The 12,829-nt window shown below is 54.2% G+C and carries 14 protein-coding genes; 12 read left to right on the top strand and 2 right to left on the bottom strand.

From position 1 onward, the window contains the following. Positions 1–11: 11 nt before the first annotated feature. On the top strand, positions 12–932 hold the full coding sequence (locus tag OGY35_RS05775) for an ROK family protein (RefSeq protein ID WP_286631659.1): 921 nt from the start codon (positions 12–14) through the stop codon (positions 930–932). Between the two features lie 39 nt (positions 933–971). Here the strand turns inward: OGY35_RS05775 and agaR are convergent, their stop codons facing one another. Further along, on the bottom strand, positions 972–1,742 hold the full coding sequence (gene agaR / locus OGY35_RS05780; RefSeq protein ID WP_046487608.1) for a transcriptional repressor AgaR: 771 nt from the start codon (positions 1,740–1,742) through the stop codon (positions 972–974). A 321-nt stretch (positions 1,743–2,063) separates the two neighbouring features. Beyond that, positions 2,064–2,867, bottom strand: a complete 804-nt coding sequence (locus OGY35_RS05785; protein ID WP_152406117.1) for a DeoR family transcriptional regulator — start codon at positions 2,865–2,867, stop codon at positions 2,064–2,066. 251 nt (positions 2,868–3,118) lie between these two features. Between OGY35_RS05785 and kbaZ the strand changes: the two genes are divergently transcribed. From kbaZ to agaD, 11 genes are all read left to right on the top strand, one after another. Then, positions 3,119–4,414 (top strand): tagatose-bisphosphate aldolase subunit KbaZ, encoded by a 1,296-nt coding sequence (kbaZ, locus tag OGY35_RS05790; protein WP_152406118.1) that lies wholly within the window; start codon positions 3,119–3,121, stop codon positions 4,412–4,414. Positions 4,415–4,432: 18 nt separating this feature from the next. Further along, on the top strand, positions 4,433–4,906 hold the full coding sequence (agaV, locus tag OGY35_RS05795; RefSeq protein ID WP_152406119.1) for a PTS N-acetylgalactosamine transporter subunit IIB: 474 nt from the start codon (positions 4,433–4,435) through the stop codon (positions 4,904–4,906). 10 nt (positions 4,907–4,916) lie between these two features. After that, positions 4,917–5,696: a PTS N-acetylgalactosamine transporter subunit IIC gene (gene agaW, locus OGY35_RS05800; RefSeq protein WP_061076209.1), complete on the top strand. Its 780-nt coding sequence runs from the start codon at positions 4,917–4,919 to the stop codon at positions 5,694–5,696. Beyond that, positions 5,686–6,564 (top strand): PTS N-acetylgalactosamine transporter subunit IID, encoded by an 879-nt coding sequence (gene agaE, locus OGY35_RS05805; protein ID WP_046487621.1) that lies wholly within the window; start codon positions 5,686–5,688, stop codon positions 6,562–6,564. Before agaW ends, agaE begins: the two co-directional genes overlap by 11 nt. A gap of 16 nt (positions 6,565–6,580) precedes the next feature. Next, complete coding sequence (gene agaF, locus OGY35_RS05810) at positions 6,581–7,015, top strand: PTS galactosamine/N-acetylgalactosamine transporter subunit IIA (RefSeq protein WP_286631662.1); 435 nt, start codon at positions 6,581–6,583, stop codon at positions 7,013–7,015. Beyond that, positions 7,012–8,145, top strand: coding sequence for an N-acetylglucosamine-6-phosphate deacetylase (gene nagA / locus OGY35_RS05815; RefSeq protein WP_286631663.1), 1,134 nt, complete (start codon positions 7,012–7,014; stop codon positions 8,143–8,145). The genes agaF and nagA overlap by 4 nt, the downstream gene beginning before the upstream one ends. Positions 8,146–8,440: 295 nt before the next feature. Then, complete coding sequence (locus OGY35_RS05820; RefSeq protein ID WP_152406121.1) at positions 8,441–9,595, top strand: AgaS family sugar isomerase; 1,155 nt, start codon at positions 8,441–8,443, stop codon at positions 9,593–9,595. Positions 9,596–9,607: 12 nt separating this feature from the next. Next, positions 9,608–10,483, top strand: coding sequence for a tagatose-bisphosphate aldolase subunit KbaY (gene kbaY / locus OGY35_RS05825; protein WP_286631664.1), 876 nt, complete (start codon positions 9,608–9,610; stop codon positions 10,481–10,483). Positions 10,484–10,671: 188 nt separating this feature from the next. After that, entirely contained in the window at positions 10,672–11,148 is a 477-nt protein-coding gene (gene agaB, locus OGY35_RS05830; RefSeq protein WP_046487632.1) for a PTS galactosamine transporter subunit IIB, read from the top strand. A 53-nt stretch (positions 11,149–11,201) separates the two neighbouring features. Then, positions 11,202–12,008 (top strand): PTS galactosamine transporter subunit IIC, encoded by an 807-nt coding sequence (gene agaC, locus OGY35_RS05835; protein ID WP_046487635.1) that lies wholly within the window; start codon positions 11,202–11,204, stop codon positions 12,006–12,008. Further along, complete coding sequence (gene agaD / locus OGY35_RS05840) at positions 11,998–12,789, top strand: PTS galactosamine transporter subunit IID (RefSeq protein WP_042325161.1); 792 nt, start codon at positions 11,998–12,000, stop codon at positions 12,787–12,789. Before agaC ends, agaD begins: the two co-directional genes overlap by 11 nt. Positions 12,790–12,829 lie beyond the last annotated feature (40 nt).

Below are 12,829 nucleotides of genomic sequence, written 5' to 3' on the forward strand. Positions count from 1 at the left end.
GGAGATGTGGCATGTTTTACGGTGTTGATATTGGTGGCACAAAAACTGAAATTGTCGCCTTTGATAAGGAAATGCAGGTTTGCTGGCGCAAGCGCGTGGCCACGCCGGTTCAGGATTACGAACTCTTTCTCTCGACTTTTACCTCGCTTATCGATACAGCCGACTGGGCAACGGGGATGCAGGGCAAAATCGGTATTGGCATGCCCGGATTGATGGACAGGCATACCGGAAAGCTGCTGTCGTCGAATGTCCCCTGCCTGACCGGGCGTCAGGTGATGAACGATCTGGCGCATCGACTCAACCGCTCGGTGGCGCTGGATAATGACTGTTGCTGCTTCGCGCTGTCGGAAGCGCATACTCATCAGGCTCGTCAGTTCTCACGAATTTTTGGTGCGATTATCGGCACCGGCATGGGGGGAGGACTGGTGATCGACGGGCAGTTATATCGTGGGCGCAATCGGATGGCCAGCGAGTTTGGCCATCTACCGCTACCCGCCACCTTTATGCGTCGCTATAACCTGCCGGAAATCAAGTGCGGCTGCGGCCTACAGGGCTGTCTGGAGCGCTACCAGTCCGGGCCCGGTTTACTCTGGCTGCATAAGCACTTAAGCGGTGAGCAGCTCAAAATGGAGACGCTGCTGGAAAACTACCGTCATGGCAACGCCAGCGCCGTCGCCACCGTTGAGGCGTGGATTGATATGCTGGGCTGTACGCTGGCGCAACTGCAGCTCATTCTGGACGTCGACGCCTTTGTTCTGGGGGGAGGTGTCTCCAACATTGAGGAAATTTACACCCTACTGCCGGGTGCCATGTCGCGCTACCTCTTCCCCGGACTGGCTCCCGCTAACGTCTTCCCGGCCGTGCATGGCGCGTCCAGCGGCGTACGCGGTGCTGCTCTGTTGCTGGTCGAACAGGATGCGCTGATGCACTAAGACGTCGCCGGCAAAAACGCGTTTTGCCGGCGACGTCCCTTATTCATCCACGATAACGACATCCACCCCCATCTGGCTGAGCGCCTGATGGTAATGCGCCGGGATACCGCTGTCGGTAATCACCCGATCAATACCGTTGATTTCACTGATCATGCAAAAACTCTTGCGGCCGAACTTACTGGAATCCGCCACCACCGTGACCTCCTGCGCCACCTGACACATCACCTGGTTAAGGTGCGCTTCTCCCGGATGCGGCGTGGTGATCCCGGCTTCCAGACAAAATCCATCGACGCCCAAAAAAAGCTTATCAAACCGATACTGTCTGAGCTGATGTTCCGCCGAAGGGCCATACAGCGAGTAAACGCTTTGCCTGACATTTCCCCCCAGGATCATGACATCCACACGTTCAAAATTGGCCAGTTCCCAGGCAATGTTCAGCGCGTTGGTCATCACCACCAGATCGCGGCGACTTTTCAGCAGCGGAGGAATAAGCGTAGTGGTCGAACCGGAATCAAGAATCAACGTGTCACCATCTTTCACAAAGCTGGCCGCCTTTTCCGCAATGCGCGATTTCACATCGCGGTTCAGTCGATCTTTATCCTGCAAGGGACGATCGAGGGCAAAATGTTGATTTAACACGGCTCCGCCATAGGAGCGCATGACGCAGCCTTTCTGCTCGAGATAACGTAAGTCATTGCGGATCGTGACGCTTGAGACGCCGAAATGCACACTGAGGGGTTCGACACGAACGCTGCCTTGATCGCATAACAGGTCAATTATTTGCTCGCGACGTCTTAAGTTATCCAGCATTGCTTTTGCTCCATTGCATGTTGTTATGTTTTAGCGATTTATCGCTTTCGTTTTCTTTTAAATATATTAAATCAGAAGACTTAAGGCGAATTTGTGAACACGTCTACAGCGCGGATTTTGGCAAAAACACCTCGTTTTCTTTCGTTTTATCTAAACCGAAAATGGGAAAGGCGAAAGATCGAAAAGCGTGCAGGACAGGTGAGCGGGAGACTGGGACGAAAAATCAGTGAAAAAACGAAAGCGGGTTCGTAAAAAACCCGCTGACATTTTTCTTTTTGTTTAATTGAAGGACATCACAATTTTGAATTTTAACGACGCCACCTAAACGATAATGACCTCAACGCCGCTGCGATGAAACTCCTTCAGGCTCTCTTCCGGGATGCCTTCATCGACGATGATGGTATGAATACGTTGAGTATCAATAATTTTATGCAGGCTCGAGCGGTTAAATTTGCTGGAATCGGTGACCACGATAATCCGTTCCGCCACTTCACACATCCGGCGATTCAGTCGGGCTTCGTCCTCGTTGTGGGTACTGACGCCCCGCTCTAAATCAATGGCGTCGACGCCCAGAAACAGCATATCGAAGTGATAATTCTGCAACGATTGTTCGGCCTGGTCGCCGTAAAACGACTGCGACTGCCGACGCAGATGACCACCGGTCATCAGCAGCTCCACTCCATCCGCTTCCAGTAAAGCATTAGCGACGTTCATCCCGTTGGTCATCGCTATCACATCGGTATGCTGACGCATCAGGCGCGCAATTTCATACGTCGTCGTGCCGGAGTCCAGGATCACGCGGTGACCCGGTTTGATAAGCCCCACGGCCGCTTTGGCGATACTGCGTTTCACCGCCGTGTTCAATGAACTTTTATCTTCGACGGAAGGCTCCGCGCCCGGCGTATTACTGTCGCAAATCAACGCGCCGCCATAGGCGCGAACGGCGATCCCCTGCTTTTCCAGGAACGCCAGATCGTTGCGGATCGTCACCGTGGAAACGCCGAACAATCCCGAAAGATCGTTCACCTGTACGCTTCCTTGCTGCCGCAACCGCTGGATAATCTGCTCACGTCTTTCGCTGGTGCCTGACACCCGCTTTTCTCCAGAAGCATCGGTATTGCTCATAAGAAATCCTTTGGCTAATTCTTTCGTTTCATTTCGTTTTGCCTATTAACGCCTTTCTTTTATCGGAATGCAAGCCGAAAAAAACCGCCCGGAAGGGTGAAAATGTCGGCTGAATGCTTTCATTATGTTTCTTTTGTGAAACAGATCGGAAAACTATTATCTTTCGTTTTATTTTTATAAGACCATGATGCAGTATCAATTGAAACAAAACGAAAGATTGCAAGTCGCAGTTACCCGATCTGGAGAGGAAAGTGAAACATCTGACTGATATGGTGGAGCAGCATAAACGAGGTAAGGCAATCGGAATTTACGCCGTTTGTTCCGCGCATCCGCTGGTACTGGAATCCGCAATACGTTACGCGCAGGCAAATCACTCGCCGCTGCTGATTGAAGCAACCTCGAATCAGGTTGACCAGTTTGGCGGTTATACAGGCATGACCCCAACCGATTTTCGCCATTTTGTCTGCCAACTGGCTGACTCGCTTGGCTTCCCTCAGGAACAATTGATTCTGGGGGGGGATCACCTCGGTCCCAACCGTTGGCAAAATCTGGCCGCAGAACCGGCAATGGCCCATGCCGATGAACTGATCAGAAGCTATGTCGCCGCTGGATTCAAAAAAATCCACCTCGACTGCAGCATGTCCTGCCAGGGCGATCCCGTACCCTTGACCGATGCCATCGTCGCGGAACGCGCCGCGCGCCTGGCGAAAATAGCCGAAGAGACCTGCATCGCCCACTTTGGTGAGTCGGATCTCGTCTATGTGATTGGCACTGAAGTGCCGGTACCGGGCGGTGCCCATGAGACGTTAACCGAACTGGCAGTGACCACGCCCGAGGCCGCGCGCGCAACGCTGGAAGCCCATCGTCACGCCTTTGAAAAACAGGGACTCGACGATGTCTGGCCGCGCATCATCGCGCTGGTGGTGCAACCCGGCGTTGAGTTCGACCATACCCACATCATTGATTATCAACCGCAGAAAGCCGTCGCGTTAAGCAAGATGGTAGAGGCGTATGACACGCTGGTCTTTGAAGCGCACTCCACAGACTATCAAACGCCGCAGTCACTGCGCCAGTTAGTGAAAGATCACTTTGCCATCCTGAAAGTCGGCCCGGCCCTGACCTTCGCCCTGCGCGAAGCGCTGTTCTCGCTGGCCGCCATTGAAGAAGAGTTGCTCCCGGCAAAAGCCTGTTCCGACCTGCGTCATGTCCTTGAGAGCGTCATGCTCGATCGTCCGGAATACTGGCAGAGTCACTACCACGGCGATGGCAACACCCGTCGTCTGGCGCGCGGCTACAGCTATTCCGATCGTGTTCGTTACTACTGGCCAGACAGCCAGATTGATGACGCATTTGAACGACTGGTGCGCAATCTGGCGGATGAGCCGATTCCACTGCCGCTCATTAGCCAGTATATGCCGTTACAGTACGTAAAAGTGCGCGAGGGAGATCTCAATGCCACACCGCGAGAACTCATCATCAACCACATTCAGGACATACTGCAGCAGTACCATGCCGCCTGCCAGGGCGTAACGTCCCAGAACAAATAACAAAAAGAGGAATACGCTATGCCAAATATTGTACTCAGCCGTATCGACGAAAGGCTCATTCATGGCCAGGTCGGGGTGCAATGGGTCGGATTTGCGGGGGCAAATCTGGTGCTGGTTGCCAACGATGAGGTGGCGGAAGACACCGTGCAGCAAAACCTGATGGAGATGGTGCTGGCGGAAGGGATCGCCGTACGTTTCTGGTCACTGCAAAAAGTGATCGACAACATTCACCGCGCCGCTGACCGACAGAAGATTTTGCTGGTCTGCAAATCACCCACCGACTTCCTCAGGCTGGTCGAAGGTGGGGTTCCTGTTACACGAGTCAACGTAGGAAATATGCACTACGCCAATGGCAAACAGCAGATTGCCAAAACGGTCTCTGTCGACACGACCGATATTACGGCGTTTAACGGCCTGAAAGCCGCCGGGGTGGAATGCTTCGTTCAGGGCGTTCCGACAGAACCCGCGCAGGATCTCTTTAAACTCATCTGAGGCCTTCACCATGGAAATTAGTCTGTTACAGGCTTTTGCATTAGGTATCCTCGCCTTTATTGCGGGCCTGGATATGTTCAACGGATTAACACACATGCACCGCCCGGTGGTGCTTGGGCCGCTGGTCGGCCTGATTCTGGGCGATCTGCATACCGGTATTTTAACCGGCGGTACGCTGGAGCTGGTGTGGATGGGGCTCGCCCCGCTGGCGGGCGCGCAACCGCCAAACGTCATTATCGGCACCATCGTGGGTACGACGTTCGCCATTACGACAGGGGTGAAACCGGATGTCGCCGTGGGCGTTGCCGTGCCGTTTGCTGTGGCAGTACAGATGGGGATTACGTTCCTGTTCTCCGTGATGTCAGGGGTGATGTCCCGCTGCGATCGCATGGCGGCGAATGCCGATACTGCCGGCATTGAACGGGTTAACTATCTGGCGTTACTGGCGTTGGGGATTTTCTATTTTCTCTGCGCGTTCCTGCCGATTTACTTCGGTGCAGAGCACGCGAAAACAGCCATTGATGTCCTTCCGGAACGTCTGATTGACGGCCTCGGCGTCGCGGGCGGCATCATGCCAGCCATCGGCTTTGCCGTGCTGCTGAAAATCATGATGAAAAACGTCTATATCCCTTACTTTATCATCGGTTTCGTGGGGGCCGCCTGGCTCAAGCTGCCGGTACTGGCTATCGCCGCCGCGGCGCTGGCCATGGCGCTGATCGACCTGCTGCGTAAATCACCTGAACCGACCCAACCTGCGGCCCAGAAAGAGGAATTCGAAGATGGCATCTAATCAACAAACTCTTCCGACTGTTTCCGACAGCGAAGAAACGCTGCTTTCCGGCGTAAATGAAAACATCTATGAAGATCAGAGCATTGGCGCAGAGCTGACCAAAAAAGATATCAACCGGGTCGCCTGGCGTTCCATGCTGTTGCAGGCGTCGTTTAACTATGAACGTATGCAGGCTTCCGGTTGGCTATATGGTCTGCTGCCTGCACTGAAAAAGATCCACACCAATAAACGCGACCTGGCGCGCGCCATGAAAGGTCACATGGGTTTCTTCAATACCCATCCCTTCCTGGTGACGTTTGTGATTGGCATCATCCTGGCGATGGAACGCTCAAAGCAGGACGTTAACAGTATTCAGAGCACCAAAATTGCCGTGGGCGCACCGCTCGGCGGGATTGGCGACGCGATGTTCTGGCTAACGCTACTGCCTATTTGCGGCGGCATCGGGGCCAGTCTGGCCTTGCAGGGCTCCATCCTCGGCGCGGTGGTCTTCATTGTGCTGTTTAACGTGGTCCATCTGGCTCTGCGTTTTGGCCTGGCGCACTATGCTTACCGTATGGGGGTCGCCGCCATTCCACTCATCAAGGCCAATACGAAGAAAGTGGGCCACGCGGCGTCTATCGTCGGGATGACGGTGATCGGCGCCCTCGTCGCGACCTATGTGCGCCTGAACACTACGCTCGAAATCAAGGCGGGTGATGCCGTCGTCAAGCTCCAGGCTGACGTTATCGACAAGCTGATGCCCGCCTTTTTACCGCTGGTCTATACCCTGACGATGTTCTGGTTGGTCCGTCGCGGCTGGAGTCCGCTGCGCCTCATCGGTATCACCGTGGTGCTGGGTGTCGTCGGCAAGTTCTGTCACTTCCTGTAAAGCAAAGAGGTCTTCGATGTTAGGTATTATTTTGACGGGGCACGGTGGGTTTGCCAGCGGTATGGAAAAAGCGATGAAACAGATCCTTGGCGAGCAGTCGCAGTTTATCGCCATCGACTTTCCGGAAACCTCCACCACCGCACTGCTCACCTCGCAGCTTGAGCAGGCGATTGAACAACTGGACGGCAAGGAAGATATCGTTTTCCTGACCGACCTGCTCGGCGGCACACCGTTTCGCGTCGCCTCAACGCTTGCGATGCTGAAACCGGGCCGGGAAGTGATCACCGGTACTAACCTGCAACTGCTGCTGGAGATGGTGCTGGATCGCGAAGGGCTCAGCAGCGAAGCATTTCGTGTGCAGGCGCTGGAGTGCGGACATCGCGGCCTGACCAGCCTGGTGGATGAGCTGGGCCGCTGCCGCGAGGAGCACCCCATCGAGGAAGGAATATGACGCAAGTTTTGCGTGCCAGACGCCTGCTCACCGAACAAGGATGGCTGGACGATCACCAGTTGCGCGTTGCAGAAGGCATCATCACGGCCATCGAGCCGATTCCGGCGGGCGTTACCGTGCGCGATGCCGAGCTACTGTGTCCCGCCTATATCGACACCCACGTCCACGGTGGCGCGGGGGTCGATGTGATGGACGATGAACCGGATGCGCTCGACAAGCTGGCGATGTACAAAGCGCGTGAAGGGGTTGCCAGTTGGCTCCCCACCACCGTCACCGCGCCGCTAAAGACGATTCACCGCGCGCTGGAGCGTATTGCTCAGCGCTATCACGGCGGTGGAGCTGGCGCACAGGTGCTGGGAAGTTACCTGGAAGGGCCGTACTTCACACCGCAGAATAAAGGCGCCCATCCCCCGGAACTGTTTCGGGAGCTGGACCTTGCGGAGCTGGATGCGCTGATCGCCATTTCGCAACAGACCCTGCGCGTGGTGGCGCTGGCACCGGAAAAACCGGGGGCGTTGCAGGCGATTCGCCATCTCAGGCAGCAGGGCGTGCGGGTGATGCTGGGGCATAGCGCGGCAAGCTGGGCGCAAACCCGTGCCGCCTTTGACGCGGGCGCGGACGGACTCGTGCACTGCTACAACGGCATGACCGGGCTTCATCACCGGGAGCCCGGGATGGTCGGCGCAGGACTCACCGATCCACGGGCGTGGCTGGAACTTATCGCCGATGGACACCACGTCCATCCGGCGGCCATGAAGCTCTGTTGCTGCTGTGCAAAAGAGAGGCTGGTGCTGATAACCGATGCGATGCAGGCCGCCGGTATGCCCGACGGAAACTACACGCTGTGCGGTGAAAAAGTCGAAATGCACGGAGGTATCGTGCGAACCGCATCCGGTGGCCTGGCGGGCAGTACGTTGTCGGTTGATGCGGCAGTGCGCAATATGGTCGAACTGACAGGTATCGCCCCTGAGGATGCTATCCATATGGCCTCGCTCCATCCAGCGCGTCTGTTGGGGATCGAGAACCACTCAGGATCGTTAGCCCCAGGCAAACGCGCCAGCACGATCGCCCTCGATAGCGGACTGCATTTACAACAGATTTGGATTCAGGGTCAGCTCCTCCCCCTTTGACCCTTTTTTCCTCCCTGGCCTTCGATCATGAATCGTAAGGCCTTTCTTTTCCTTTCGATTAAGAAAACCCCCATTCCTGGATGGTGGCAGAGAATCATTACAGATCAATAAGATAAAAAACCTCTCCGTACAATCGATCACACTTTTCGTTTTATTTCATTTTGCATTATTGAACTTTCGATTTCTTTCCTATAAATTTTAATCAATCGATCATGTGAACAAGTGAAACGAAACGAAAGATAGCGACATTTTGCCAGCGTCTGATGTGGAATTCACAAGACTAAGGACTTACGTTATGCCAGAAACCTATACCCCTGCTGCTGCAACAACCGGAACCTGGACTGAAGAAGAGATCCGCCAGCAGCCTGCCAGTTGGATCCGCTCGCTGACGAACATTGACGCGATTCGTACCGCGATCGACAATTTTCTCGCGCCACTGCTACGTAAAGGCGATCTGCGGATCGTCCTCACCGGGGCTGGCACCTCGGCATTCATTGGCGAGATAATCGCGCCCTGGCTTGCCAGCCACACCGGGCAAAACATCAGCGCAGTACCGACCACCGATCTGGTCACCAATCCGATGGATTATCTGAACCCGGCTCATCCGCTGCTGCTGGTCTCGTTTGCCCGTTCTGGCAACAGCCCGGAAAGCGTTGCGGCAGTGGAACTGGCAAACCAGTTCGTCCCTGAGTGCTACCACCTTTCGATCACCTGCAATGAAGCAGGCAGCCTGTACCAGAACGCCGTTGCAAGCGATAACGCCTTTGCCCTGCTGATGCCGACAGAAACGCACGATCGCGGGTTTGCGATGACCAGCAGTATTACCACTATGATGGCCAGTTGCCTGGCGGTGTTCGCACCGAAACTCATCAACAGCCGGACCTTCCGCGATGTCGCGGATCGCTGCCAGACTATCCTGTCGTCACTGGGTGATTTCAGCCACGGCGTGTTTGGCAATGGTGCCTGGAAACGGATCGTCTATCTCGGTAGCGGTGGATTACAGGGTGCTGCGCGTGAGTCAGCCCTGAAAGTACTTGAGCTGACCGCCGGTAAGCTGGCCGCGTTTTACGACTCGCCAACCGGCTTCCGTCACGGTCCGAAATCACTGGTGGATAACGAAACGCTGATCGTGGTGTACATCTCCAGCCACCCTTACACACGGCAGTACGATCTCGATCTGCTGGCGGAGCTGCGTCGCGATGGTCAGGCAATGCGCGTTATCGCTATCGCGGCCGAAAGCGATTCCATCATCGAATCTGGCCCGCACATTCTGTTACCCCCCGCGCGTCATTTTATCGATAGCGAGCTGGCTTTCTGCTACCTGATGTATGCCCAGGTCTTTGCGCTCACCCAGTCCATTAATGTCGGTAATACGCCGGATAACCCTTCCCGCAGCGGTACGGTCAACCGCGTCGTGCAGGGCGTCGTTATTCACCCGTGGCAGGCTTAAGAGGATCCGATCATGAGTATCATTTCTACGAAGTATCTCCTGCAGGATGCTCAGGCAAAAGGCTACGCCGTACCGGCCTTCAACATTCATAACGCCGAGACTATCCAGGCGATCCTCGAAGTGTGTAGCGAAATGCAATCACCGGTGATCCTCGCCGGTACGCCAGGCACCTTTAAACATATCGCGCTGGAGGAGCTTTACGCGCTGTGCACCGCCTACTCCACCACCTACGGTATGCCGCTGGCGCTGCATCTCGATCATCATGAATCACTGGACGACATTCGCCATAAGGTGAACGCCGGAGTACGCAGCGCCATGATCGACGGTAGCCATTTCCCGTTTGAGGAAAACGTGAAGCTGGTGAAATCGGTTGTCGATTTCTGCCACGCCCGCGATTGCAGCGTAGAAGCGGAGTTGGGACGACTGGGTGGCGTCGAAGATGACATGAGCGTTGATGCAGAAAGCGCCTTTCTGACCGATCCGCAAGAGGCCAAACGCTTTGTTGAGCTGACCGGCGTCGACAGCCTTGCTGTCGCCATCGGCACCGCACACGGCCTCTACACCAAAAAACCGAAAATCGATTTCCAGCGCCTGGCTGAAATCCGTGAAGTGGTGGATATTCCGCTGGTGCTGCACGGTGCGAGCGATGTGCCTGACGAGTATGTACGCCGCACGATAGAGCTGGGCGTCTGTAAGGTTAACGTCGCTACCGAACTGAAAATTGCCTTCGCCGATGCCGTGAAAGCGTGGTTTGCTGACAACCCACAGGGCAACGATCCGCGCTATTACATGCGTGTCGGTATGGATGCGATGAAAGAGGTCGTGAGAAGTAAAATCACGGTTTGCGGTTCGGCTAACAAATTAGTGGCTGATTCCGATTTAACTTAAAAAAATACTGTTTCAACATCATATACAGAAGCGTTATCTGATTAATATCAGGTAGCGCTTTCTGACCAGATAGCGGGGGAGAATAAAGAGATTACATCACGCTGAACAAATTCATGAATGCGTTAAGGTAACAATAATATATTTCAACAAGTTCTGTCATTCTATTATTTTATGGTGAGGATTTAAGAATGGGTAGTCCAAATATCCTGTTAACGCGTATTGATAACCGACTGGTGCATGGTCAGGTGGGCGTCACCTGGACATCGACAATCGGTGCCAATCTGCTGGTTGTCGTGGATGATGATGTCGCTCAGGATGAGATTCAGCAGAAATTAATGGGCATCACCGCAGAAACCTACGGTTTCGGCATCCGTTTCTTTTCTATAGAAAAAACCATCAATGTCATCGGTAAGGCCGCGCCGCACCAGAAGATATTCCTGATTTGCCGCACCCCGCAAACGGTCAGAAAGCTGCTCGAAGGCGGTATCACGCTCAACGACGTGAACGTCGGCAATATGCACTTCTCGGAAGGTAAAAAGCAGATTAGCAGCAAGGTTTATGTCAATGAGCAGGATCTTCAGGACCTGCAGTTCATTAAGAAACACGGCGTAAACATTTTTATTCAGGATGTCCCTGGCGATCAAAAAGAAGCGATCCCGGAGTAAATAACAAGCCAATGTTTTCATATTAAAGGGACTTATTTACATGAGGTGTCAAAATGCATGAAATAACACTTTTACAAGGGATATCCCTTGCTGCATTAGTCTTCTTTCTGGGAATCGATTTTTGGCTGGAAGCCCTGTTCTTATTCAGACCGATAATTGTCTGTACGCTCACTGGCGCCATCCTTGGCGATATTCATATTGGTTTGATCACCGGCGGTCTGACCGAACTGGCCTTTGCCGGTCTGACGCCCGCCGGCGGCGTACAACCGCCAAACCCCATCATGGCGGGGTTGATGACCACGGTGATCGCCTGGTCTACCGGCGTGGATGCCAAAACCGCCATCGGCCTCGGCTTGCCGTTCAGCCTGCTGATGCAATATGTGATTCTGTTCTTCTATTCCGCCTTCTCCCTGTTCATGTCCAGGGCCGACAACTGCGCGAAAGAAGCCAATACCCGCGCATTTGCACGTCTGAACTGGCTGACAACGCTGATTGTCGCCTGCTCATACGCCATTATCGCGTTTCTGTGTACCTATCTGGCGCAGGGTGCCATGCAGGCGCTGGTGAAAGCCATGCCAGCCTGGCTGACTCATGGTTTCGAAGTCGCGGGGGGGATTCTGCCTGCCGTCGGTTTTGGTCTGCTGCTGCGCGTGATGTTCAAAGCGCAGTACATTCCTTACCTGATCGCCGGCTTCCTCTTTGTGTGCTACATCCAGGTCAACAACCTACTCCCGGTCGCCGTCCTCGGCGCGGGCTTCGCCGTGTACGAATTTTTCAATGCCAAAGCTAAACAGCAGGCGCAACCCCAGCCTGTCGCCCGTAAAAATGATGATGAAGAGGATTACAGCAATGGGATCTGAAATCAGTAAAAAAGACATTACCCGTCTTGGCTTCCGCTCTTCCCTTCTTCAGGCGAGCTTTAACTATGAAAGGATGCAGGCAGGCGGCTTTACCTGGGCGATGCTGCCGATTCTGAAAAAAATCTATAAAGATGATAAGCCGGGTCTGAGTGCGGCCATGAAAGATCATCTGGAATTTATCAATACCCACCCGAACCTCGTCGGATTCCTGATGGGCTTACTGATCTCAATGGAAGAGAAAGGGGAAAACCGCGACACCATTAAAGGTCTGAAAGTGGCGCTGTTTGGCCCTATTGCCGGGATTGGCGATGCCATTTTCTGGTTCACCTTGCTGCCGATTATGGCGGGGATTTGTTCCTCTTTCGCCAGCCAGGGCAACTTACTGGGGCCGATTCTGTTCTTCGCCGTCTATCTGATGATCTTTTTCCTGCGCGTCGGCTGGACTCACGTCGGCTATTCGGTCGGGGTAAAAGCCATTGATAAGGTGAGGGAAAACTCGCAGATGATCGCCCGTTCGGCGACGATCCTCGGGATCACGGTGATTGGCGGTCTGATCGCCTCCTACGTTCATATCGATGTCGTGACCTCTTTTGCCATCGACAGCACGCACAACGTGGCACTGCAAAAGGACTTCTTTGATAAGGTCTTCCCGAACATTTTACCGATGGGCTACACGCTGCTGATGTACTACCTGCTGCGGGTGAAAAAAGCGCATCCGGTATTGTTAATCGGCGTCACCTTTGTGCTTTCTATCGTCTCTTCCGCACTTGGCATTTTGTAAACCGCACGGGCGCGACGGTACGTGCGCCCCTCGTCAAAAG

The organism is Citrobacter sp. Ct235 (genome assembly GCF_030332305.1).
Lineage (GTDB): Bacteria > Pseudomonadota > Gammaproteobacteria > Enterobacterales > Enterobacteriaceae > Citrobacter_A > Citrobacter_A telavivensis.

Coding starts and splice junctions, on each gene's coding strand:
- OGY35_RS05775 (WP_286631659.1), top strand. CDS start 12: ATGTTTTACGGTGTTGATATTGGTGGCACAAAAACTGAAATTGTCGCC.
- agaR (WP_046487608.1), bottom strand. CDS start 1,742: ATGCTGGATAACTTAAGACGTCGCGAGCAAATAATTGACCTGTTATGC.
- OGY35_RS05785 (WP_152406117.1), bottom strand. CDS start 2,867: ATGAGCAATACCGATGCTTCTGGAGAAAAGCGGGTGTCAGGCACCAGC.
- agaV (WP_152406119.1), top strand. CDS start 4,433: ATGCCAAATATTGTACTCAGCCGTATCGACGAAAGGCTCATTCATGGC.
- agaW (WP_061076209.1), top strand. CDS start 4,917: ATGGAAATTAGTCTGTTACAGGCTTTTGCATTAGGTATCCTCGCCTTT.
- agaE (WP_046487621.1), top strand. CDS start 5,686: ATGGCATCTAATCAACAAACTCTTCCGACTGTTTCCGACAGCGAAGAA.
- agaF (WP_286631662.1), top strand. CDS start 6,581: ATGTTAGGTATTATTTTGACGGGGCACGGTGGGTTTGCCAGCGGTATG.
- nagA (WP_286631663.1), top strand. CDS start 7,012: ATGACGCAAGTTTTGCGTGCCAGACGCCTGCTCACCGAACAAGGATGG.
- OGY35_RS05820 (WP_152406121.1), top strand. CDS start 8,441: ATGCCAGAAACCTATACCCCTGCTGCTGCAACAACCGGAACCTGGACT.
- kbaY (WP_286631664.1), top strand. CDS start 9,608: ATGAGTATCATTTCTACGAAGTATCTCCTGCAGGATGCTCAGGCAAAA.
- agaB (WP_046487632.1), top strand. CDS start 10,672: ATGGGTAGTCCAAATATCCTGTTAACGCGTATTGATAACCGACTGGTG.
- agaC (WP_046487635.1), top strand. CDS start 11,202: ATGCATGAAATAACACTTTTACAAGGGATATCCCTTGCTGCATTAGTC.
- agaD (WP_042325161.1), top strand. CDS start 11,998: ATGGGATCTGAAATCAGTAAAAAAGACATTACCCGTCTTGGCTTCCGC.